Source organism: Lentzea sp. NPDC058436, from assembly GCF_042721515.1.
Classification (GTDB): domain Bacteria; phylum Actinomycetota; class Actinomycetes; order Mycobacteriales; family Pseudonocardiaceae; genus Lentzea.
Map to the genome: position 1 here is coordinate 1,076,208 of NZ_JBHXLF010000001.1, position 23,435 is coordinate 1,099,642.

The following is a 23,435-nucleotide window of genomic DNA, read 5'->3' on the forward strand; positions in this document are numbered from 1 at the left end:
CCGATCGGCTAAGGGTGGTACGCGAAGACGTAGACACCTCCACGCCCGGCCAGAGCGAGCGTTGTGCCGTCGGGAGACCAGCCGCACGCGAGCAGTTCTTTCTCGGTTCGCATGAGCGTCACGCAGCGGCCGGTGCGCCAGTCCCACACTCGTGCGGTCCGATCACCGGCCGTGGCGAGCAACTCCCCGTCTGGGGACCAGTCGCAGGCACGGACGGCGTCCGTGTGGCCGGTGAGCTCGGCGAGGAGCGAGCCGTCGGTGGCGTCCCACACCCGTGCTGTCCTGTCGGCGCTAGCGGACGCGACAACGGCGCCGTCAGGCGACCACGCACAGCTCGTGACCCATCCGGTGTGGCCGCTGAGCACCATCATCTGCCTGCCACTCGCGGCGTCCCAGATCCGGACGGTCTGATCGCCAGCGGAGGCGATCAGCGTGCCGTCTGGCGCCCACGCACAGTTGTGGACCCAACCCGTATGTCCGGCGAGGACCGCTTCCTGCGCACCGGTGCCGACGTTCCACAGCGTCAGCGACTGATCACCGGTGGAGGCGATCCGCTTGCCGTCAGGTGACCACGCGCAGCCGTAAACCCAGCCGGTCTGGCGGCCGAGTTCGGTCCACGCCTCCAGCCTCCCGGGGTGCCCCACCCGGACGAACCCGTCATCGCTCGCAGAAGCCAGCCGAGTGCCGTCGGGAGACCACGCGCACGCCCGAACAGGACCGGTGTGCTCGCTCACCTGCTGCCGCACAGCGCCAGAGGCGTCCCACAGACGAACTGTGTGATCGTCGCCGGCGGTGGCGAGACGTTTACCGTTGGGCGACCAGGAGAGTCCGTAGACCGTGCCGACGTGATCCGCCGGATGGATCGGTTCGGCGCGGTGAGCGACGTTCCACAGGCGAACGGACGAATCGTGGCCTGCGGACGCCAGGAGCGTGCCGTCAGAGGACCAGGAACAGGCTCCTACCCATCCCGTGTGACCGGACAGCACACTGTGTTGCGCGGCGTCGGCGACACTCCAGACGCGGACCAGACCGTCATCGCCCGCAGCGGCCACGAGAACGCCGTCGGGTGACCATGCGCAGTCGGTCACCCAGCCGGCCTCTCCGTGCAGCGCGGCGTTCTGGACACCGCTCCGCACGTCCCAGATCCGCACGACTCCGTCCTGACCGCAGGACGCGAGACGTTCGGCGTCCGGGGACCAGGCGCACGCTCTCACCCAGCCGTTGTGGCCGACGAGTTCCAGCGCCAGGCGACCGTGCGCTACCTGCCACAGCCGGACCACGCCGTCTTCGCACGCGGTGGCGATCAGCGTTCCATCGGGCGACCACGCGCACGCGTTCACCGGTCCCGTGTCCGAACCGAACTCGTGTCGCAAGAGGCCGGTCGCGACCGCCCAGATCTGCACGACACCGTCCTGGCCGCTGGACGCGAGGAGAGTGCCGCACGGTGACCACGCGCAGCCCGTCATCGCGCTTCCTCGTCCGGTGAACGACGTGCTCTCAGTTCCGTCGCCGACTCTCCACACGCGGACGTCGCCGTCATCGCTCGCCGTCGCGATGAGCGTTCCGTCTGGAGACCACGCACAGGCGTTGACCGCGCCGGTATGACCGGGCAGCTCGTGTTCCTGGGCGCACTGGGCCACGTTGAACAACCGGACGATCCGATCTTGGCCGACTGTCGCCAGCAAGGTGTTGTCCGGAGACCAGGTACATGCCCTGATCGGTTCGTCATGACCCGTGATCACCCGCACCAGCGCCGGGTTCGGCAGGTCGGGCAGGTCCCACAGGTTCGACAACCGCGGTGTGTTCGCGGCGAACGCCTCCACGTGCGGTCGGAGCACCGGGTCGGCGTGCAGACGGCTCAGCAGCACGGACTCGACGGCGTCAGCCGGGTCCGTCGGACCCAGCAGGTGCGCGGACTGCGCGACCGAGAACCGGAGCGAGGCCGCCAGGGGTGCGTCCACGCCCGCGATGTCGGCTTCCGCGTTCAGCGGTCCGGACACTCTCGTCTTCTTCGTGAGCCAGCGCAGGTCCGTGACGAGCGCTGCGTGTTCTGCCCGGCGGCCTGCCTCCTCGAGGTGATGCGGCAGCCAGCGCCACAGGTACTCGGCGTCGAGCGGCAGGTCCCACCAGCGTGGATTCCTCTCCGCGTCGGGGGACCCGACCAGGGGCGCGACGTTGTCGAGCAACCACCTGTGGTCGGCCGCGAGGTCGCGTCGACCGCGCAGGTATCCGCGAACGACGTCGTGCAGGCGGATGGCGGCTCCGTCACCCGCTCGCCGGCCCGCGACCAACGACATCCTCGCCATCTGCCGGCAGAGCCGCGTCGCGTCCGTCTCGCCCCACACCACCGCGAGCAGGTATTCGGGAATCCACACGTCTTCGGGGAAGAGACCCAGCTTGAGGAATCGTTCGCGGTCCGCTGCGCTGAGGAACGAGAGACTGAGGTCGATCGTCGCACCGACGAGGTGCTCGCGCTGTTGTGCGTCACCGAGGTCGAGCGCGGCCGGGCCGTCGCGGCGGAGAGTCACGCCGATCCCGACGGCCGCGGTATCGGGTTCGGCGCCGTCGTCGATCGCTTCCATCAGGGCCCGGTTGACGAGTGCCACCAGCAGGGCCCAGCGGCCGGTGAGCCGGACGAGGTCGTCCACGACGTGCCTGCTCAGTCCGTCGACGCCTCTGGTGAGCAGCGCGCGGGCCTGTGCGACGGTGAGTTCATCGACCTTGATGTGCGGGGAACCGTCGGGCAGGGCAGCGGCCATCCGCGTCGTGATCAGCCGGACGCATCCTTGCCCGCCGTACAGGAACGGGCGGAGGTCCTGAGCGGACCAGACGTCGTCCACGACGAGCAGAGCGCGACCGCGGCGCCCGAGCAGGCGCCCCAGTTCCTGACCGGCCTGGTGAAGGTCGTTCAGCGGAGGCGAGTCCTCGTGGGTGTCCCGCAGTTGACGGCAGAGGTCGTTGATCATCTGGGTCAACTCGGACTTCTTGGGCCGTTCACCCAAGGTGACCCAGAAGATGCCACCCGGGAACCGGTCGACGATCACGGGATCACGGCACACTTCGGCCGCGAGCATGGTCTTCCCGAATCCGCCGGCGCCTCGCATCGCGGTCGTCAACCCGATCGGTGTTGATCGCTCCTGCCCGGTGAGCAGGTGGACGATCTCGGCGTGCAGTTCTGGCCTCTGCACGACCGAACCGCTCCACACGGGTGCGGCGGGGATCTTGTCGATGCGGCGCCGCGGCCTGATCCAGTCCAGCAACGCGAAGCGCCGCTGGGGGATCACCGCGGGGGTGTGAGCACCGAGCCGCGGCACGTGCTGTGCGATGTTGTCCGCGAGCCGCCGCACGTCCGGGCCGAGCAGTTGGTGGCGGACCCTGGCCACCTGTCGCCGCGTGAGCCCGGCGACGTCCGGGGGAAGGTCGTCGGCGGACGGCAGCGACGCTTCGTCCAGCAGGAGTGGAATGACGAGGATCTCGCGGTCGAGCGCCCGCGCGATCTCGCGTCTCACCCAGTCTCGCGGGTTGTCGATCAGCTGATTTCCGGAAGCGTCCGTCGCGAGCCAACGGGGACCGATGATCGCTACGAGAACTTGCACTTGTTCCAACGCAGTGTTGATTGCGCTGGGGTAATCCTGGCCGGGTGTCATGGAAATGCAGTCGCGGAACACGCGATCGGCACCGAACTGGGCGGCGAGCAGCTCGTAGCAGGCCGCTGCCCCGTGCGCCGCGTCGGCGGTGCGGTAGTTGATGAAGATGTCGACCAAAGTTTCCCCAACTCCTATGGAGGTACCCGCGTCAAACACCGGTGGTTAGGCTGCGTCCCCGTGCCCGATGCCCCGACGCAGTTCTTCAGCGTGGCCGTGGATCTCGTCGTGCTGACGATCCGGGACGGCCAAGTGAACGTCCTGCTCGTCGAGCGTGGCAATCATCCATTCCGGCACCGATACGCGTTGCCAGGCGGATTCGTGCGACCTGACGAGGATTTCGGCGCCGCCGCGGCACGCGAACTGCAGGAGGAAACGTCGATCGATGGCGTGCCCCTCGAACAGATAGGCGCATACGGTGCCCCAGACCGGGATCCGAGAGGGCGGGTCGCGTCGGTCACGTACCTGGCGGTGGCCCCGAACCTGCCCGCACCCCAGGCTGGAACTGATGCCGCCGCAGCGAAGTGGGTGCCGCTGACCGAAACTGGTCACCTCGCGTTCGACCACGACATGATCCTCGGCGAGGCGCTCGAACGGGCGCGGAGGAACCTGGAGTCGACGCCGGTAGCCCTCGGCTTCTGCCCGGAGCAGTTCACGGCCGACGACCTCAAAGCCGTCTACGAGACGTTCTGGGATGTTCCGCTCGACGTGCGCGAGTTCGAGCGGGAGATCGTGGGTGTCGAGGGATTTGTCGTGCCGGTGGACAGGAAACCGAAGTGGCTGGGGGGCCGCGCCGCCGTCTATCGCCGCGGTGAGGCCACCAAGCTTCATCCGCCGCTACGACGCCCCCTCGGGTAGCGCCTGTTCACTGGACTGCGCCGGCGACGTTCTCGCTGAAGGGAGAGGTCGAAGTGCCTGATTTCGTGGACACTTCGTTGACATCATGGAGCGGAGCGGTCTCATCGTTCACAATGCCACCAACGACAAGGTGATGCCCGACAACAGGATCAGGCCCGGCAGGATGAACCAGAACCTCCGGGTGCTGCCGGTGAGTCTCCTGCTCCACCGGTAGAGGCCGCTCGCCTCGTGATCCCTGTCGGCGTCGTCCAACAAGGAGGTCGTGGTGACACCACCCTGCTCCAGGAACTCCGCGTCCAGTGCGACGCGGATCTTCACCGCCCTCTTGCGGTTGCGTTCGTAGAGTTCGGTGTACGACGCGGCGAACGCGATGCCGATCAGGCCCACCACCGATATCACCAGGGACAGGGGGAGGTCCTTCCTGGTGATCTGACCATCGTTGGCGATGACCGCGATCATCACGGACGCAACGACGATCATGAAGTTGACGACGTTGGTGCGCAGGGTCTCCGCGTGGCGGGCATGAGTCCGGACGTCGGTGTAGAGCCCCCAGAGCAGATCTTTTCTCACCTTGGCCTCGTCGGACAGCTGATCGCTCATCGGTCGTTCCCCCTCGTTGCACCCGCTGGGCGTATTCAGTTGACCGCCCTCGCGGTCTAAGTTTCCTGTGTTGCGCGAATCAGGGGTAGGAGGCGAAATGGGGAAACTCCGCAACCCCGAGTCGTGGGGCGAACCGCTGAAGGACATCTTCCCTGCCTTCGAGCAATGCATAGCCGGACAAGGCATGGCCTTGACGCACCGCCGCTGGTTTACCGCAGGGCGCAGCGAGGATCCCGTGGCCAGTGCGATCCGAGAGTTGGAGACCGAGCGTGGCGGAGACCACCTGGCCCTGAAGTTCTTTCGGTCGGGCGGAGAGCTGAAGATCGAGCGTCTCAAGGAGGCATGGGCTCTGTCCACGGGCTTCCAGCAGCACCTCGGTGAGACCGTCGGCTGGTCGTTGATCTTCGGGCAGTGGCGAGCGGTGTTCATGAGGATCGCAGGTGGCGACATCGGGGACGTCGAGGCGTTGTCACAGTTGGTGGACCGGCCCGAGTTGCCGGATTACTGCGAGTCCATCGTGCGTTCGGTCGTCGGTGACTGGAATCCGGGAAACCCTGGGCATGCCGCGGGCACCGTCGGAGCGTTGGTGCACGAGGTGCTCGCTCACCGGGAGGACCAGACGATCGCGTGGGCCCGCGAGGCGGGTATCCCGGTCGACGGTTCCGCGGCACCTGTCGACCGCGGTGAGTGGTCCACACGGGTGAACCCGTTCGCGCTGTTGAAGGGGGCCCCGTCGACAGCGTCGCTGGAGGCCGTTCTGGTGGGCAGGACGCACGGGGATCTGAGCGGCCGGAACATCCTGCTGCCACAGGGTATGACCGTGAGGCCCGATGAGTTCGTCCTGATCGACTACGACCGCTTCCGCCACAACGGGCCCTTGGCGCGCGACCCGATGCATCTCCTCGTGGCGCTCGTGCTCGACCAGATCGGCCAGGAGGACCTGCGCGTGTCGCCGCGGCTCGCACAGGCGCTCGTGCACCCGGAGGACGTCTCCCGTTCATCGTTCAACGAGGTCCAGCGGCGTCTCGCGATCAAGATCCGCGATGCGCCCGACTTGAGGACGAGCGGCTACCGCGCGGACTGGCGGCAGCAGTGCCTTCTTTTCCTTGCAGCGACGGCACTGCTGCACTTGGGCAGGAAGTTGCACGTGCCGGACGAGCGGAGGACGAAGGAGTGGTGTTTCCACCTAGCGGCCCTTGCCGCGGAACAGTTCCTTTTCACCGTGCCGGAACCGGCCGGCGGATGGAACGCCGCTCATGGCGTCGGCAGGTCCAGCGAGGGCGAGGGGCGGCTGATCGGGCGGGCTGCTGACTCGCAGCGCGTCCGTTCACTGCTGACCGACGGCCAGCCCGGTGTCGCGGTGGTGAGCGGGAAGCCTGGAGTGGGCAAGACGAGTCTGCTCGACGAGGTCGTCGGTGCGCTTTCAAGCGGGCCGTCCGGGGTAGCGCCGGATGTCCGGATCACTCGGCACGAGGCACGGGTCGGAGTGGGACTGGACGCCCACACGCTGATCAACTACATCGAGGGTAAACCGAGCCGGGCACGGCGAGGCGGTTCCGCGTTCGTGCAGTTGCTGGGTGCGCTGCGAAGGCTGGGCGAGACACAGGTGGTTCTCGTCGTCGACGCTGCGGAGAACCTGCTCGTGCCGGAGACGCGGACGCTGGCGGACGCGGAACTCGACCATGCACTGGACTTGCTCGTCAACGATCCCGAACACCGGGTCAAAGTGGTGCTTGTGAGCCAACATCCGTTGGCGTCGGCGAATGACGACAGCATGTGGCCGGAGAACGACCACATGGTTCTCTCCAAACTCGACGCGCACGACTACCGGGCGTTCTTGGTCAGTCTCGGCCAGGACGGGCGCTGGGACGTGCCGAGCCTCTCGCCGAGTGCCTACCGGTCGCTGTACACGAGGTTGCAAGGGAATCCCCGTCTCGGCGAGTTGGCGCGAGCCGTCGTGCTGCTCGACGCGGCAGGCCCGACTCTGGAGGTGCTGGAAGGTCTGCTGTCGAAGGACCGAGGCAACGTGGGCGCCAGTCTGATCCGCCGGCTCGTGCGGAGACTTGACCCGGACCAGCTCGCGGTGATGGAGGCTCTAGCCGTCTTCGACATTCCGGTTCCGGAGACGACCGTGACGGACTTTCTCGACGCCGATCCGGCGACGGTGGGGAAAGCGTTGAGTGAGCTCGTGGACGCGAGGGTCGTTCAGCAGGCGGAGCCTGGTCGTTATCTGCTCAGACCACTCGAGAGGAATCTGATCGAGGTCGCGCTTCCCGCCACCGCGACCCGGCCGGACCGATACGTCCGGGCAGCAGGACACTTGACCCGGCTCAAGATGAACCATCCCGGCGAGTTCGCCATGCTGCGCGAGAGTTTCGCCGAACTGCGCGCGCTGATCAACGGGGAACAGTGGGCCGATGCGGGCAAGAAGATCGAGGAGCTCGACGACGTCCTGATCGAGTGGAACTGCCGTCACCAGTTGCTCGAACAGCGGCGGAAGGTCGTCGGGAAACTCGGAGCCGAAGACGCCGAGATGCGGAACCACAACGTGCTGGGCCAGATCTATGCGACCAACGGGAGCTACGCGAAGGCCCATGAGGAGTACGACATCGCGTTGACGCTGGCGGAGGACGCGGCGGATCTGGCCGTCCTCAGCGTCAGGGGCAACCTGGCCACGTTGCACCAGCAGCAGAACGAGGTGTTCCTCGCTCAGGGCCAGTACGAGCGGATTCGCGACCTGGCGAGGGCGTACGAGCGTGACGCCGATTTGATGCAGGCGCTCGCAGGAATCGCTGACTGCAGGCGCCGAAACGGTGACTACGACGGAGCTGTCGCGAACGCGCGAGCAGCTTTCGCGCAGTCACGAGCACCAGCCCTCGCAGAGGGCAGGAAGGCGTCTCGAGCGACCAGCAGCCGGGTGAATCTCGCCCTGAAGCTCGCGAGGTGGTTCGGCGAGCTCGGGCAGCCGTCTGACGCCGAGGAGTGGCTGCTGGTGGCACGGAACGAGGCGATGGACCTCGGCGAGCAGCTCGTGCACGCGTCCTGGCTTGACGGGCAAGCGGTCGCTTTTCTCGAACGGGGCGATCTGAAGGCCGCGAGGGCCGATGCCGTTTCTGCAGTCGAACTGGCAACCATGCAGGGCGACGACGTGATCGTGCTACAGGCACGCACAACACTGGCGTTCATCGGCGTCATGTCCGGTGAGTTCGACGAGGCCTGGCGGGAGGCGCGCGCGGCGTTGGCGGTGCGCAAGCCGCGGAGGTCTCTGGTCGTGCTGGCGCTTGCGGCACTGGCCGCTGAACGCATCGGCGAGTCGTCCAGAGCACGAACCTTGTTCGACGAGTTGCGCGACGACGCGGCGAAGCGGCTGGCCGTGAACTCGGAGGACTTCACCGCCGCGGACATGCAGGCCTATGCGATTTGCGGGAAGCACGTGATTTCCGGAGCCGATCTCGGCGCTGCGATCAAGGCGCTTCGCAAGTCCCGGCAGATCCTCGTGCGGCCACCGAAGCTGACCGCACGGCTGCGGGTCATGGTCGAGGAGTTGGGAATCGGCGAGGACGAACTGCGCGAGGTGCTCGAAGCACTGTGACAGACCTCAGACCCAGTTATGGCGTTGCGCGTACATGATCGCTTCCAGGCGTGTGCCCACTTCCATGTGGTCGTAGAGAACCTTGAGCAGTCGGTACATGGCGCGCTCCGAGTAGCCGGCGTCCTTCGCTAGTTGCTCCACCGTGCTTCCCGCTGCCAAACGTCGTAACCACAGGAGTTGTTCGGGCGAAGGAACCCAGTTGTCCGCCACCGGACCACGGGCGAGGGCGGCTGCGACCTCGGCCGGCATCACGGCCTGGCCGTCGCATGTCGACTCGACCACCTGCCGCAGCCGCTCGACCGTGGAATCACGGGAGATCACCGAGACCGCGCCCGCCTGCACAGCTCTTGCGCCGGTGTGCGCTGACACGTTGTCTAGTACCACGATCACTAGGTGTCGCCCGGCGGATTGGAGCAATCTGTCGAGGACTTCCCAATCCGACTCGGCGCGCACGGTGAACAGGACCACCGAGGGCCCAGGCCGTTGTATCCACGCGATGATGTCGCTCTGGGCGACGATGGCGCAGCCCCGCCCGGACAGAGCCGCCACGACACCTGTCTGGAAGATCGGCAAGGGGTCGACCACCGCTACAGGGATGTCCAACAGCGCTGACACCCCCTTTCGGACGGCGTCCAGCAAATGGCTCAGCAGGTGGAGACGATCATCGCTCCTCCCGCGGCCACGAGAGGTGAAGACGGTCCGGGACACGCCGCTGTTGGCGGTCGTCTGCCAGAAGGCGTCATAGACCTGCGCGATCGCAGGTTCTTAACGTCGTTGCGTTCCAGGGAAGAGGGGACCGCGACTCATGGTCTACGACGACGACACGGGCCGACCGGCCAACTTCGAGATCGACCCGCCAGAACCGGACGGCGCGAGGAACGCCCCGCGGACCGAGACTGAGGAGCGGATAATCGGCGCCGCCCGGCAGCACCCCACCTGGAGTGCCGGTGACGTGGCGAAGCACGTTAGCTCGACCTCGAATCAGAACATCACCGCGGATGTCGTGTCGTTCGTGTTGCGACGTGCCCAGCGGGACAGCCGACACCGCCGTTGACCCATCCTCGCGCATCGACCCATGCGAGGGCTGCAGGTCTCCTGCGTCCTGCTTCATGTTGCAACGTTGGCTCCGGATTCTCAGGCTCGGAGCAAACAACACCAGCCGCACGGCTTATGGTTTCTGCCGAGCTGTCCCCGCGAGTTCCTTGCCCGGGAGGGGACACGACCTGGCGCGGTCGGCATGTGTGCCAAGCCGTGCGGCATCTATCGGCGGTGGCCCCTGACGTCGTCCCGTGGCCACCGCGCCGTTCCTCACGGCCTGTCTTGACGCTGGCAGGCGGTGTTATCAGGCCGATGTGCCAACCACGTCGCGCGTTGGCGAACGTCTCCACGAAGATCGGCCTCGCCGAGGGTTCTCGAACTCGGCCGCGACACGGTCGTGCGGGTCTACTCAGAGACGATCAACGCGGATGACTCACCGCGCTCCACGTCGCAACGCTCAAATAGCTCGGCACGAACCTCAAAATAGAGGTAGAGAGCGTATTGAGGCGGCCCATCATGAAGCCCGGTGGTGCTCCACGACCGCCTGAAACGTCGGGCAGACGTCCCACGAGGCCGGGACGTGCGCACCGGGTGCACGGGTCAACGGACGGTAGAAGGTGGTCGGCGTCAGAACATCCGGACGCTGGGAGAAACCTCCATGACCATCACGACCAACTCGCACCAGACCGCCGAGGATGTGCGGGACGCCGATCTGCCCGTTCCCCACCTTCCGGAAGGTGAGCAGACGGGGGAACGGTTCCTGCCACTGCTCACCGCGATCCTGCCGGTGCTGGCCCAGGCGATTCCCTCCATCGTCAGCCTCTTCTCGAACGCGTCCCGCGACGTGCTCGGCGACAAGGCGCCAGAGGTGGACAAGCTCGCCGTGTACGCGACGCTCGTGCCGCACGTCGTCGAGGCCGTGGCCGGGCTGTCCGGCACGGTGTCGCGGGACGTACCGCGCGGCCCCGACGACGTGGCGGCGCGCTTCCTCGGGCCGCTGCTGCAGATGCTTCCGTCGATCATCGGTGGCGTGGTGCCCGACCTGTTGCAGCAGTTCTTCGGGCACCGGGACATCCCGCCACCGTCGGTCACGAGCCCCGAGTACGCCGAGCGCTTCCTCAGTGGCCTCTTCAACGTGCTGGTTCCCCCGTTCGTGCAGGCGCTGCCGTCGATCGTCTCGGTGCTCACTGGCATGCCGCGCGGCACGCAGCTCAACTGGGTCAACTTCGACGGGCAGTGGCTGCCCGACGGGGACGGGGTGCTGTTGCGGGAACACGACATCGAGCCGGGCATGATCGAGATATCGCTGCAGCAGCCCTACAACACGTGGGGCAAGGAGATCAGGCTCTACGCGGGCAACACGCTCATCGACAAGGTGGCCGTCAGGAACGCCAACCGCGAGTCCGGGGTGATTCGCGTGCCCGTCGAGCAGGTCCGCGGCATCGGGAGGCTGGAATTCGTCAAGGCCAAGCTCTTCGGCTTCATGACGGGGATGTACGACATCGCCGGGCTGGAGCAGAAGGCGGGCAAGCACCTGGAGTTCATCTGGCTCAACGGTTGAGAACGGCCGGGGTGGCAGCGAGCTGAACGCCGCCGCCACCTCAGGCACCTCACAACTCGATCATCCTCACCTGATATCCCTCCACCCGGTCGGGGACTGGGATGGCCGCGGTGACGCGGACGTCGATCGTCACCTCGTCCGTGCGAGAGCGGCCGACGCTGATCGCCACCGCCTCCGGGACGCCTGCCAGCTCTTTGCGCATCGTTTTCAGTGCGTTGCGGAGTCCGGCGGGCATCGCAGGGTCTTCGGGATCCGGCTTCGACACCGTTCGCGCCACCTCGATCCGCAACTGCCGCTGCACCTGCGCGATCGGGTTCACCACGGCATAGGTCTCCGCGATCGCGAACAGCAGGCCCACCGCCCGGTTCTCCTCGTCGACGACCAGGCTTCCCGAGTCCCCGAAGTCGCTCTTGAGCTCCACGATGAGCTGCAGGTCGAAGTAGGCGGTCGAGCCGTCGACGACTACGGCCGCGCAACCACCGATCCCGATGATCTCGCCGGCGGTGCACCCGGTCGTCCTGCCGGTCTTGCGAACCCGTGTGCCCAGAGGGGGATCGGTGTTGATTCCGCTCACCTGGCCGATGTCGGCGATCGACCACTCGACGTTGAGCGGGTCGACCGAGACGACCGCCCCGTCGACTTGGTTCCAAGGGATCACGCCTTTGGTGGGATACCGGATGCTGACCTTTCTGGTGAGCGAGCCGATGGCGTCCTCCCTCGTGCCACCGTCGTGGAGCGCCGGCTGGTACACGACGTCCTTCCGCCGACCGTCGGGGAAGGTGGCGAGCACGTGGTTGTTGGACAGCACGTAGACGCGCTCGTCGTCGGCTCTGGCATCGGCGCAGATCGTCCCGATCGTGCCCGCTCCACCGTTGGCGCGGCCGATGCTGTACCCGCCGCGCAGGGGGTCCTGCTCGGCCGCGTACACCGGTATTCCGCTGGTGCCGCACCGTATCCGGCCCCACTGCACCACGTCCGTCACGACGTCCGGTATCTGCACGAGGTCCCTGGGCGGCAGGACGTCCCTGTCGATCTTCTCCTGGACGTACACCAGCACCGCGAGCTCGCCGGTCCGGTTGCCGCCGGTCTGCTTGAAGCCGACCGCGAGACCGCGGACGTTCGGCAACGCCAGCAACTGGGCGGCGTGCGTGCGCTGCACGTCGATGAGCCTGTTCAGTTCGTCCGATGGCACGATGATCACCCGAACGTCGCGTGCATCAGGTTGTGCATCCAGCCGCCGGTGTCACCAGGGTCGGCCGGTCCCCGAGGTCTGCCGGCGTAGGCGGGGTGGTTCAGCAACGTGGTCGCGAACGTCGCCACCGTGTCCCCGTCGGCCGGACTGGGCACGGCGTACGTCAACTCCAGCCGTTGTTGTTCACTCGGAGTCACCTCGCCGAGAGCACTGATCTGCAAGGCGATCTGGCTGGTGTGCGCGTCCTGCACGATGGTCGCCATGCGTTCCAAGAGCTCGGAAGGCCTCACGGCTTCCCCGCGCTCGGCGAATCGGAAACCGGTCGGCACCCACCCCCGAAGCGGCATCGGTTCGAGCACCTTCCCGTCGCTGTCGAAGAACTCCAGCGTGACGGGCCTGACGCGGGCAGCTCGTTTCTCGTCCCAGTTCCTGGCCACGACGGCGTCCTCGTACATGTGGTTCTGCAGGCCTCTCAGGTCACGACCCAGATGTAGGAACGTGTTCTCGGCCGAGATCACGATGATTGGCCATTCCGGTTGCGGCAGTGGCCCGTTCACGGCGTTTCCTCCCTCTACGGTTGGTTGAGCGGTAGCCGTACGGCGACACGGGTTCCGTGTGGCTGCACGGCGCAGACGGTCAGTTCGCCGCCAAGCTCCTCGGCCCGTTCCCTCATCGAGCCCAGGCCCACGCCGTCGCGGCGACGTCCGGGGATGCCGTCGCCGTCGTCGGTGATGTGCAGTTCGAGTGCATCCGCGCAGCGCAGGGCCAGTTCACACCTCGTGGCGGACGAGTGCTTGCTCGCGTTGGTCAGCGCCTCGGCCGCGATGCGGAACGCGGCAACCTCGACCGCGGCCGGCAGATCGACGGTCTCGTCGTCGCAGCACACCTCGACGGTGAACTCGTCGGAGGTGAACCGCCGTGCCTCCAGCCGGAGCGCCTCGGGCAGCCCCTGGTCGAGGCTCGCCGGGCGCAGCTGGTCGACGAGGGAGCGGATCTCTTTGCTGCACAGCACGAGGTCCTGCGCGAGGGCGTCGAGGATCGCGGCGGGGCGCTCACCAGAGGGCAGCAACCTGCGGGCGGCCCGCACCTGCAGTGCCATGCCCGCGAGTCCGGGGCCGACGCCGTCGTGCAGATCGCCGCGCAGCCTGCGGCGTTCCTCCTCGCGCGCCACGACGAGCTTCTCCCTGGACCGTTGCAGGTCCAGCGTGAGCCGGCACGCTTCGACCGCGACAGCGGCCTGCCGGGCGAGATCGCGCAGCAGCGCCAGCTCGCGTTCCGTGAAGCTGTCCACTGTGGAGCGTGGAGAGACGAGCAGTGTGCCGACCAGGTTGCCGTGCGCGGTCAGGGGGAATCGAACGGGCGGGATGGCCAGCCTGCCGTCGGCGGCGGCAGGGGTGGCGTGGCCGCTGGTGTCGATGATCTCGACCGCCGCGTACGGCACCCGCAGCGAGTCGGTGATCGTCGAGACGAGCTTGGGGAGCACCGCGGTGGGCTGGACGACCTCCTCCAGGTGGCTGCCGAGCCGCGCGATCACGCTGTACGGGTCGTCGCGGTGCCCGAAGACGAGGCGGTCCACACTCCGCTGCACCGCGCGCCGGAGCGGGTGGAACGTCACGGCGACCAGCATCGTCACGCCGATCGACACGAGCTGGAGCTGTTGCTCGGCAATGGTTCTTCCGATGCCGTACACCACCGCGACGTACGCAGCGACCACCGCGAGGCTCAGCACGACCCACACGAGGATCCGGTTGACGTACAGGTCGAGGTCGTAGAGGTGGTGCCGCAGGATCGCGAGCGTCATGGCCAGCGGCAGCGCGACACCTTCCGCGACCCACCCGACGGGCAGGTTGGTCACGTCGAGCACCTGGCCCGCCAGCACCACCGCGCCCGCCGCTGCCAGCAGAAGCAGTTGGGAACGGACGGCGCCCTCCGCTCTCCGCCAGCGCCCGACGAGGGCGCCGAGCACGCCGACGAGCCCGAGCGCGACCAGACCGATGCAGCCGAACGCGATGAGCAGGAAGGTGCGCGACGGCTCGCCGATCACGGGAGAACCGCTGAACAGCAGGTGCCTCGGACCGGTCAGGGCGGCCGCGGCGAGCCCGACCGCGGCGACGACGACGGCGGTGACCAGGCCGACCGCGCACGACGTCCACCGCCGCGACGGCAGCTGCCCGTCCGGGAAGATGAGCAACGCCAACGGGATCAGGCCGAACGGCAGCCACCACGACCACTGGCTGAACCAGGCAGCCGGTGCCCACCCCGGCCAACTCAGCGACACGACCGATATTCCCGCCGCCACGCCGATTCCGGTCAGCAGCCAGCTCAGCCGGTGGTGCGGCAGGTGCAGGAGCAGCAGCACGCCAAGCACCGTGAACGCGACCGCCATCGAGGCGAGCAGCGCGAACTGCGACACGGACGGTCCCGGGCCTCCCGACCGCAGGCGCGTGACCATGCCGGCGATCACCAGGCCGCTCAGACCCAGTCCCAACATGAGAAAGCTGCGCCGCAACCAGCGTGGGACCTTCAGCTGGTCAGCTTCTCGCTGTGTGTGAGAGCTCTGCCATCACTTCCCCCTGACGCGGGTGCCGGGCTCGGCGACGATGCCGGCCTCCTTGGCGAGCAGCGCGGCTTCCAGCCTGCTGCGCACCTGCAACTTCCCGATGACTACGGACACGATGTTGCGCACCGTTTTCTCGGCCAGTGACAACGCCCGCGCCGTCTCCTGGTTGCCTCTGCCCGCCGCCACGAACGCGAGCACCTCGAGCTCGCGCTCGGTCAGCCGGTCGAACGGCGACGGAACTTCCACCGGTCCCGCCCGCAGCATCGCGACCACCGACGACGCCACTCGCGCACCGAGCACGGTGTTCCCCGCCCGCACCGAACGCAACGCGTCCAGCACGACGCCCGCGTCGGACTCCTTGAGCACGTAACCGGAAGCGCCGCTGCTCAGCCCTCGCATGACCAGCTTGTCGTCGTCCACCATCGTGAGCAGCAGCACCGCGGTTCCAGGCCTGGCCTTGACTATCCGCCTGGTCGCGTCAATGCCGTCGCCCTGCGACAGACGGACGTCCATCGCCACCAGGTCGATTTCCTCGAGGAGCGCGGTGCGGACGGCATCCTCCTCCGTAGCGGCCTCGGCGACATACGACACCCACGGCTCGTCTTCTAGGAGCGTCACCAGCCCTCGCCGGAACACGGGGTGATCGTCCACGACGAGCACCCTGGCGACTGGTTCGTCACCTGCTGCGTTCACAGTTGACGAAGTTAGAACGGCCGGCGTTACAGGGCCAGTGGCGAAGGTCCCGGACGAAGGGGCGGACGTCCCTGCGAGACAGGACAACGCCACCGGACCGCAGGACGGCGGCTGTCCGATCGTGGACGGCATGACAGAAATGTTGCAGAACGAGATTCCTCCCGACGCGGCGGGAAAGTTGACGCGGCTCGTGGTGAGCGCCGTGGCGGGCGCGGTGCCCGGCATCAGGCAGAACCTGTTCGACCGCAACGCCGACGTGCTCGGAGAGCAGTCGCGTGACACCTCGAGCGTCGAGCGGTTCTTCCACACGGTGCTGGACGTCCTGGCGCCCAAGGTGATCGAGGCGGTACCCGCGCTGGTCGAGGAATTCCGCACCGTGCGGAAACTGCCGGCCGACGACCACGAACTCCGTTCGCGGTGGCTGATCCCCTTGCTGCTGAACACGTTGCCCGTCGTGGTGCACGCCGTTCCCGACCTCGTCGACCAGCTCGTGCCCGAGCCGGAGGTGACCGATCCGAACACCGCGTCCCGCTGGTTCGGTCCGGTGCTGAGCGGTGTGCTGCCCGAGTTGGTCAGCCGTGTCCCGCAGGTCGTGTCGATCTTCCACCCGGAAGGGGTGTGACATGGGCAGAACTCTCTTCCGCGGCCACCGCGGTGAGGACGTCCGCGAACTGCAGAACCTGTTGAGCGCCGCCGGCCACGACCTCAGTCCGGTTGACGGTGTGTTCGGGGCGGCGACCGAGTCGGCCGTGCGCGCGTTCCAGCAAGCACAGAAACTCGTGGTGGATGGCGCCGCCGGGCCGGTGACAATGGCCAGGCTGCGCGCGGTCCGTCCGCCGGGCCGTCCGCAGGGTCGCTCCCTGCACATCGGACTGAACAGGGTCGATCCCGCCGCGTACCCGGTCGTGGTGCCGGAGTTGCGTGGCTGCGAGAACGACGCGCGTGACATGTATTCCATTGCACGGGGACAGGGATTCGACGCACGACCACCATTGCTGAACGGCGACGCCACGTCGGCGCGGGTCGCCGCCGAGATCGCCGACGCCGCGACCGCGTTGCGGCCGGGAGACTTCTTCTGGCTGACCTACTCCGGCCACGGCGCACAACTGCCCGATCTCGACGGGGACGAGCCGGACAAGCTCGACGAGACGTGGGTCCTCTACGACCGCCAGCTGCTCGACGACGAGCTGAAGTCGTTGTGGCGCCGCTTCCGGGAGGGAGTCGAGATCTTCGTCTGCTCGGACAGTTGCCACAGCGGCACAGTAGCGAGGTCGGCGAACCTGACCTACCGCGCGGTCCGGCTCGTGGACGGCGTCGACGGGTTCGTCGACAGGGAGATCAGCCGCGACATCGGCACAGACCCCGAGCTGAACAGCGCGCTGAGCGAGATCATGCCCGCCGTCGCGAAGTCGTTGTACGGCGAGGAGACCGGACCGGAGCGGGCGGGACGGCTGGTGTCGCTCACGGTGGAGACCGTGCGCACCGCACTCGGTTCCCGAGACGGTGACCCGACGATGAGGTCGCTGTCCGACACCACCGCACGGGCGGACCTGGCCGCGCGCCGCGACCTCTACTCCGCGGCGAAGCGTCGTGCCGCGGACACCGGTGACATCGCGGCCACTGTCCTGCTGCTCTCCGGCTGCCAGGACAATCAGGTCTCGCTCGACGGCAGGAAGAACGGGCTGTTCACGCAGAAGTTCCTCGAGGTGTGGTGCCAGGCGAGCTCCTACGAGGACCTGCACCGTCGCGTCGTCGCGACGATGCCGCCGCAGCAGACCCCGAATCTGTACCGCGCCACCCCACAGAACCTCGTCCTCGAGAACCGCCTCCCCCTGACCGTGAAGCACTGAGGAGCAGAACATGTCCGATCAGTTGAGGGCCTGGCTCGCCGATGCACTCGCATCCTTCACCCATCCCGTGGGTCCCGGCCCGGTGCGCGACCTCGGCGTCGTGCTCGCCGACCGGGCGGAGCGCGAGAAGTTCCTGCGCGAGCTGCGGTACTCGGTGTGGCAGCGCAGCGAGGGCAGGGTTTCGCTGGCTGTCGTCGATCCCCGCGAGTTCACGGCGTTCCCGAGGGACCTGCTCGCGGTTCCGCTGAGGCTGACCGGCACCCGGCGCGTCGCGCTGGTGCCGGCGGACCAGCCGCTCCAGTACGACTAAGTCCGTTGTGGAGGAGCGATGTCCGACGTGAACCAGCGTGAGTGGCAGATGCTGGCCGCGGTCGCCGCCGGCAGGGGAGAGCTGGTCTGCGGTTGCGAGCCGGATCTGCTGATCGACGGTGGCTGGTGCGACCACGCCGCAACCCGCAGTCTCGTCAGGGATGGTCTCATCTGCGGTGTACGGGAGGGGTCGGTGGGCGCGGGTGGACGCGGTCGTGACAGCGGCCAGCTGGGAGGCGTTGAGCGCGTGACGGGAGGCACGCTGATCACGTTGCCTGCCCAGAGCTCGAGCCTGGACCGGCTCCAGACTGCCGTCGCGCAGGCGGGCCGCGACGATCAGCGGAACAGACCAGGAGCTGGAGGTACGGCAAGACGAGCTGCGCAACCGGCAGGTGGAGCTCGCTCAGCGCGACCGCACTTAGGAGCACGCTGAGCGCTGTGTGTGCCGAAAAATGTGTCCGTGCAGGTCAGCAGGCGTCGGCCTGTTACCGATCATAATCGGTCATGATCGCGGCCGTGCTGGTCCGTTTCGCCTACCTTGCCGTCTCACGCTTTCGCCGCGCTGTGGTTCTTGCGCATGACAGAGAGTGAGAAAGATGTCGAGATCCTCGCGCTACGCCATCAACTCGCGGTCCAGCGCCGGCAACTCGGCGGTCAGCGCCCACGATTGTGGCCAGAGGACAGGGCGCTGTTCGCAGCCCTACTTGTGCCCTTCGCTCGCGCGACGCTGCGCCGGCTCCGGCTGCTGGTCAGCCCGGACACGGTGCTGAGGTGGCATCGCGACTTGATGAAGCGCCGCCATGCCTGCATGAGCGTGAACCGTAGGCCTGGGCGTCCGCGCACTGTCGCTTCGATCCGCCGTCTTGTCCTGCGCCTGGCGGCCGAGAACCCTTCATGGGGGTATCGACGTATCCACGGTGAGCTCACGCTGCTCGGTGTCGTGATCGCCGTATCCACCGTGTAGGAGATCCTCAAGACCGCCGACATCGATCCGGCCCCGCGTCGGACAACCGTTAACTGGGCGGAGTTCTTGCGTTCGCAGGCGGAGGCGATTCTGGCGATGGATTTTGTTGAGACTGTCACGCTGGCTGTGCAGCGCCAGTACATTTTCGCCGCCGTCCACCACGCCAGTCGGCGTGTATGGATAGTCGGCACGACCGCGCACCCCACCCATGCCTGGATCACCCAGGCTGTCTGCAACTTGCTCATGGGCCTCGAGGACACCGGATACGTCGCGCGGATCACGTTCCTTATTCGCGACCGCGACGGCAAGTACCCGGCACTGATCGACGAGATCCTCGGCGGCGCCGGGATCGCGACGATTCTGACCGGTGTGCGGATGCCCCGCATGAACGCGATCATGGAACGCTGGGTCAAGTCACTGCGTGGCGAGCTCTTGGACCGCACCCTGATCTGGAACGAAGCCCATCTCCCACACGCGCTACGCGAGTACGAGCGGCACTACAACGAGCACCGCACCCACCGATCACTCGCCGCCGCAGCACCCTTTCGAGCCCGACTGCAACCCCTTGGACCTGACCGGATCGAACGCCTTGCGGTACTCCGACAGGACCGTCTCGGTGGAGTCCTCCACGAGTATCGGCATACCGCTTGACCTGTGCGGGCGTAATTTTCGGCACGCACAGGGCCGAGTTCGGTGAACTGGGAGCCTGCACGGGATTTCCGCATCACGTGTGGCATCGACCTGCTCGGCATTGTTCTCGCGGGCTGGCTGCGCGCCCTCGCTGCGGCCGCGCCGACATGGCTGACGCGATACCGCACGGTGATCATGGTCAACGGTATGACACTGCAGGCGTCGGTCAGGCGCTCGCCAGGGTTTATCTGCTGTCCGCACTGGACATCGCGGCGCTCACGATCGAGATAGGCGAGGCCTTGGCCGGATGCCCGCATCCTCGTGGTGGCCCTGCTTGTTGGGCTGACACAGGCCACCAACGTCGGCAGTCATAGCTAGTATGCCGTCGTGTTTGCGGATGCTCAGCCGGGTGACTGCATTCCAGTCCAGCGAGGCTGTGACATTGCGGTCGGCGACTCGGTCGCGAGCAGCCACAGTAAGTTCTTATGCGACGACTTCAAATCGGATGCGCAGGCCGTCGTCTATGTGCTCGACGAGGTTTGGCGTGCTCGTCCGAGCTGGTCAGCGAGCGCTAGGGCTTCGCCGAACTGCGCAGCGGTCATCGTTCGATGGCGAGCTTGCCGGCCAGGCCGATCATGGCGACACCGCCGCCCGCCTTGAGGTATTGGAGTCGCCGCGGCCGGCGCCGGAACCACTGGCGCAGTGATCCGGCGGCGAACACCCAGACAGTCTCGATGAGTGCTTGGGCGACCGCGCCCAAGACACCGATGATGAGCATCTGGACGGCTGGGTGGCCGAGGTCGTGGTCGACGAACTGGGGCAGGATCGCCATCAACGACACGATGCTCTTGGGATTCGCCACGCCGACGGCGAAACCCTGGCGTGCGGCCGCGAACCCCGTGGAGGACGCGGCCACCGGCCCTGTCTCCTGCGCGGGTTCAGGGCGGCGCGCTGCCCGCAACGACCGCACGCCCAGCCACAGGAGGTATGCCGCGCCCGCGATCTTCACGACGAGGAAGAGTTTTGCGGACGCCGCGATGATCGCGCCCAGCCCGACCAAGACCAGGGCGAGCAGCGCCAGGCCGCCGACCGCGTTGCCGAGCACGATCCACATGGCCGGTCGTCTGCCTCGCGTCACCGCGCGACTGGTCTCCAGCAGGACCGATGGACCGGGAATCGCCGACAACAGAGCCGACAGGAGCAGGAATCCGACAGCCAGGCTCGGGTTGACAGGCACGCCGAAAAGCCTAGACGTTGTTGGTCTGCATCGCCGTGGTCAGTTGCTCAGGAACAGGCATTTCCTGGACGAGCCGTGCTCGCTGGTCCTCCTCGCGATCGGCGGGCGAACTCGTGCTGCTCGGTGTTGCGAATCGCCGCGTCGACATGTGGGAGATCCTCAAGACTTCCGGGGTCGATCCGGCCACAGGCCGGACAACCGTTACCTGGGCTGACTTCCTGCGCTCGTAGGCAAAGGCGATCCTGGCGATGGACTTCATCTAGACAGTCACGCTGACCGGCCAGCGCCAGTGCATTCTCGCTGCCGTCCACCACGCCAGCAGGCGGGTGCGCATGCTCGGTACCGCGCACCCTGCCATGCCTGGGGTTACCCAGGACGTCCGCAACCTCCTCATGGACCTCGACGGCACCGGACACCTCGCGCGGATCAGGTGCCTCATCCGGGACCGCGACGCCAAATACCCGGCGTTGATAGACAAGATCCTCGGCTCGGCCGGGATCGAGACGGTGCTGGCCGGTGTTCGGATGCCCACGTGAACGCGATCATGGAACGCTGGGTGAAACTGTGTCGCGGTGCTCGATCGGCTCGATCGGCTCGACGTGAGCGGTCTGAGCGTTCGGTAGCGGGCATCGGGCTCAACACGTTTGCGAGCGGGGTCGATGCAGTTGTGAAGACCTGATGGGTCGCCGCTGATACTGAGCGGACGGTTCGTCAATTGCTCAGTCAGCGAGCTCTTCACCGGAACCCGTCCTACACACTTTAGAGATTCATCAGTTTTCGGAGGTATTTCTCGACGTGTGCGAGAACTTCGGGAGGCGTGGGCGATACCGGAATGAGAACGCTTCGCCCTAGCCTCGTTGTGCGGTCGGCTTCTTGCCGGTCACCGACCTGGACTTGATTCCGGAAAATGGAGAAGGCGTGGATGACGAGACCGTCGACGCGTACCTGGAGCGCATCGGCGCCAAGCGGCCGGAGCGGCTCGATCTGGCGGCGCTGCGGGAGTTGCACGAACGCCACCTGCTGAGTGTGCCCTTCGAGAACATCTCGCGAACCGAGCGGCCTGCCTTCGACCTCGTTGAGGCGGAGCTCGTCGACAAGATCGTGAACCGCCGCCTCGGCGGGTTCTGCTACGAGCTCAACGGCACGTTCGGGCTCCTGCTGCGCGCGCTCGGGTTCGAGGTGACGATGTGCGCCGGCCGTGTCCTTCTTGGGACGGAGCCGGGACCGGCGGAGTGGGACCACCTGTCGCTTCGGGTGGACCTCGACGAGCCCTACCTGGTCGACATCGGCCTCGGCTGGTTCAGCCGCCATCCGTTGCGGCTGAACTCGGCGGAGGTGCAGACGGACGCGGCCGGGGAGTTCCTGATCGAGCCCGCCGAGGACGGCGAACGGATCGTTCACCACAACGGCAATCCGCTGTACCGGCTGTGGCCGCAGGCGCGTGGGCTGGACGACTTCCGCGAGAGCTGGTGGTGGCACCAGACGTCGCCGGAGTCGCACTTCACGCAGGAGTCGACCTGCTGGCTGCCGACGCAGGACGGGCGGGCGCTCATGCTCGGCAACCAGCTCGTCTGCCAGAAGGGCGACCAGTGGACCGACGAGTTCTTCACCGACGACGAAAGCCTGCTCTCCGCGTACAGGCAGTACTTCGGCCTGGAACTCGAACGGGTTCCGCCGCCGGCCGCGCAGAGTTGAGCCAGCCCCGATCCGCCGGCTGCGACCACCGCAGCCAGGTCCAGAAAAATGGAGGTCGCACGACATGACCAACACCGACACGAGCTTCGTGTACGACGCGTCGGTCGAGTCGATGACCGTGCACACGCTGTTCGACCCGGTGGTCACCGATCAGCTCGCGAGGGCCGATCTGGTCCGGCTGGCGGCGGGGGTGGCCGCGGTGATCCGGGTGCGGAACTTCCTGCCTGTCGAGGTGTGTGCCGAGATCATGGACAACCTCGAGCGGCACAAGATGGGCAGGTACGACTTCACGCCGCCGATGGCGAAGCTCGGCTCGGCCGCCTACGACCACTACAAGACCGGCGAGCTCGGCCCGGAGTACTTCGAGCAGGCGGAAGTCGACATCGCGGCACGCCGGTCGCTGCTCGCGGACGCAGATCCGCTCGACCTCGTGTTCGACAAGCTCGCCGCGGCGTGGGGCGACGAGGTCACGCTCGCGACCTCGAAGGGAAGGCCCCTATTCGCGGGCATCGTCCGGGAGATCAACAACGGCGCGCGCCTGCACTTCGACGAGATCGCGCGGGAGTGCCCGACCGCGCTGGACGTCCCGCCGGTGAGCCAGTTCGCGTTCAACTGCCACATCGCCATGCCGCCCACCGGCGGCGAGGCGGTGGTGGTCCGCAGGCGGTGGCGCCCGAGCGACGAGCAGCACCGCGACGGGTACGGATACCAGGACTACCTCGCCGACGAGGAACCGACGGTGGCGATCCGGCCCGAGGTGGGCGACGCCATCCTGTTCGATCCCCGCAACTTCCACCGCGTGGAGCCGGTCACCGAGGGACGGCGCGTGTCGCTGTCGTTCTTCCTCGGGGTGACCGGAGCGGGCCCGCTCATCGCCTGGTCCTGACCGGTGATCGGTGTCGGGGGGGGGGGGCCGCCCCCCCCCCCCCCCCCCGCCCGCCCCCCCCCCCCCCCCAAGAAGGGCCCAAGAGGGGGAGAGGGGGGGGGGGCAGCGAGGCGGGAAAGAGGCGCG

At 67.2% G+C, this 23,435-nt stretch carries 21 protein-coding genes; 12 read left to right on the forward strand and 9 right to left on the reverse strand.

Annotation, left to right across the window (positions count from 1 at the left end):
- Positions 1-8: 8 nt before the first annotated feature.
- A complete protein-coding gene (locus tag ACFWN2_RS04220) occupies positions 9-3,803 on the reverse strand; it encodes an NB-ARC domain-containing protein (RefSeq protein ID WP_382424814.1) in 3,795 nt (1,264 codons plus the stop codon).
- A gap of 21 nt (positions 3,804-3,824) precedes the next feature.
- On the opposite strand from ACFWN2_RS04220, the gene ACFWN2_RS04225 reads away from it, so the two are divergent.
- Positions 3,825-4,502 (forward strand): NUDIX domain-containing protein, encoded by a 678-nt coding sequence (locus ACFWN2_RS04225; RefSeq protein ID WP_382424815.1) that lies wholly within the window; start codon positions 3,825-3,827, stop codon positions 4,500-4,502.
- 108 nt (positions 4,503-4,610) lie between these two features.
- Here the strand turns inward: ACFWN2_RS04225 and ACFWN2_RS04230 are convergent, their stop codons facing one another.
- On the reverse strand, positions 4,611-5,102 hold the full coding sequence (locus ACFWN2_RS04230) for a hypothetical protein (protein WP_382424816.1): 492 nt from the start codon (positions 5,100-5,102) through the stop codon (positions 4,611-4,613).
- Positions 5,103-5,199: 97 nt separating this feature from the next.
- Between ACFWN2_RS04230 and ACFWN2_RS04235 the strand changes: the two genes are divergently transcribed.
- Entirely contained in the window at positions 5,200-8,694 is a 3,495-nt protein-coding gene (locus ACFWN2_RS04235; RefSeq protein WP_382424817.1) for an AAA family ATPase, read from the forward strand.
- 6 nt (positions 8,695-8,700) lie between these two features.
- Here ACFWN2_RS04235 and ACFWN2_RS04240 read toward each other — a convergent pair whose 3' ends face one another.
- Entirely contained in the window at positions 8,701-9,297 is a 597-nt protein-coding gene (locus ACFWN2_RS04240) for a DNA-binding response regulator (RefSeq protein ID WP_382424818.1), read from the reverse strand.
- 202 nt (positions 9,298-9,499) lie between these two features.
- Between ACFWN2_RS04240 and ACFWN2_RS04245 the strand changes: the two genes are divergently transcribed.
- Positions 9,500-9,748, forward strand: coding sequence for a hypothetical protein (locus tag ACFWN2_RS04245; RefSeq protein ID WP_382424819.1), 249 nt, complete (start codon positions 9,500-9,502; stop codon positions 9,746-9,748).
- Positions 9,749-10,390: 642 nt separating this feature from the next.
- Positions 10,391-11,293 (forward strand): hypothetical protein, encoded by a 903-nt coding sequence (locus tag ACFWN2_RS04250; protein WP_382424820.1) that lies wholly within the window; start codon positions 10,391-10,393, stop codon positions 11,291-11,293.
- 49 nt (positions 11,294-11,342) lie between these two features.
- Here ACFWN2_RS04250 and ACFWN2_RS04255 read toward each other — a convergent pair whose 3' ends face one another.
- From ACFWN2_RS04255 to ACFWN2_RS04270, 4 genes are all read right to left on the reverse strand, one after another.
- A complete protein-coding gene (locus ACFWN2_RS04255; protein WP_382424821.1) occupies positions 11,343-12,485 on the reverse strand; it encodes a hypothetical protein in 1,143 nt (380 codons plus the stop codon).
- Positions 12,486-12,490: 5 nt separating this feature from the next.
- Positions 12,491-13,042, reverse strand: coding sequence for a hypothetical protein (locus ACFWN2_RS04260; protein ID WP_382424822.1), 552 nt, complete (start codon positions 13,040-13,042; stop codon positions 12,491-12,493).
- A 14-nt stretch (positions 13,043-13,056) separates the two neighbouring features.
- The gene (locus ACFWN2_RS04265; RefSeq protein WP_382424823.1) at positions 13,057-14,976 is read right to left on the reverse strand and encodes a GAF domain-containing sensor histidine kinase; all 1,920 of its coding nucleotides are present in this window, start codon (positions 14,974-14,976) and stop codon (positions 13,057-13,059) included.
- A gap of 72 nt (positions 14,977-15,048) precedes the next feature.
- Complete coding sequence (locus ACFWN2_RS04270; protein ID WP_382424824.1) at positions 15,049-15,696, reverse strand: response regulator; 648 nt, start codon at positions 15,694-15,696, stop codon at positions 15,049-15,051.
- A gap of 172 nt (positions 15,697-15,868) precedes the next feature.
- On the opposite strand from ACFWN2_RS04270, the gene ACFWN2_RS04275 reads away from it, so the two are divergent.
- From ACFWN2_RS04275 to ACFWN2_RS04295, 5 genes are all read left to right on the forward strand, one after another.
- Complete coding sequence (locus tag ACFWN2_RS04275) at positions 15,869-16,360, forward strand: hypothetical protein (RefSeq protein WP_382424825.1); 492 nt, start codon at positions 15,869-15,871, stop codon at positions 16,358-16,360.
- 1 nt (position 16,361) lies between these two features.
- Positions 16,362-17,588, forward strand: coding sequence for a caspase family protein (locus ACFWN2_RS04280; RefSeq protein ID WP_382424826.1), 1,227 nt, complete (start codon positions 16,362-16,364; stop codon positions 17,586-17,588).
- A gap of 10 nt (positions 17,589-17,598) precedes the next feature.
- Positions 17,599-17,898 (forward strand): hypothetical protein, encoded by a 300-nt coding sequence (locus tag ACFWN2_RS04285; RefSeq protein WP_382424827.1) that lies wholly within the window; start codon positions 17,599-17,601, stop codon positions 17,896-17,898.
- A 576-nt stretch (positions 17,899-18,474) separates the two neighbouring features.
- Positions 18,475-18,861, forward strand: coding sequence for a helix-turn-helix domain-containing protein (locus ACFWN2_RS04290; protein WP_382424828.1), 387 nt, complete (start codon positions 18,475-18,477; stop codon positions 18,859-18,861).
- Between the two features lie 66 nt (positions 18,862-18,927).
- Positions 18,928-19,512 (forward strand): integrase core domain-containing protein, encoded by a 585-nt coding sequence (locus ACFWN2_RS04295; RefSeq protein WP_382424829.1) that lies wholly within the window; start codon positions 18,928-18,930, stop codon positions 19,510-19,512.
- 577 nt (positions 19,513-20,089) lie between these two features.
- Here the strand turns inward: ACFWN2_RS04295 and ACFWN2_RS04300 are convergent.
- The gene (locus ACFWN2_RS04300) at positions 20,090-20,728 is read right to left on the reverse strand and encodes a LysE family translocator (protein ID WP_382424830.1); all 639 of its coding nucleotides are present in this window, start codon (positions 20,726-20,728) and stop codon (positions 20,090-20,092) included.
- A 10-nt stretch (positions 20,729-20,738) separates the two neighbouring features.
- Positions 20,739-20,987 (reverse strand): hypothetical protein, encoded by a 249-nt coding sequence (locus ACFWN2_RS04305; RefSeq protein ID WP_382424831.1) that lies wholly within the window; start codon positions 20,985-20,987, stop codon positions 20,739-20,741.
- 97 nt (positions 20,988-21,084) lie between these two features.
- Here ACFWN2_RS04305 and ACFWN2_RS04310 point away from each other — a divergent pair, with 97 nt between their 5' ends.
- The 3 genes from ACFWN2_RS04310 to ACFWN2_RS04320 all read left to right on the forward strand — a co-directional run bounded on the left by ACFWN2_RS04310 (position 21,085) and on the right by ACFWN2_RS04320 (position 23,309).
- Complete coding sequence (locus tag ACFWN2_RS04310; protein WP_382424832.1) at positions 21,085-21,264, forward strand: hypothetical protein; 180 nt, start codon at positions 21,085-21,087, stop codon at positions 21,262-21,264.
- A 382-nt stretch (positions 21,265-21,646) separates the two neighbouring features.
- Positions 21,647-22,423, forward strand: coding sequence for an arylamine N-acetyltransferase (locus ACFWN2_RS04315; RefSeq protein ID WP_382424833.1), 777 nt, complete (start codon positions 21,647-21,649; stop codon positions 22,421-22,423).
- Positions 22,424-22,487: 64 nt separating this feature from the next.
- Positions 22,488-23,309: a 2OG-Fe(II) oxygenase gene (locus tag ACFWN2_RS04320; RefSeq protein WP_382424834.1), complete on the forward strand. Its 822-nt coding sequence runs from the start codon at positions 22,488-22,490 to the stop codon at positions 23,307-23,309.
- Positions 23,310-23,435: the final 126 nt, after the last annotated feature.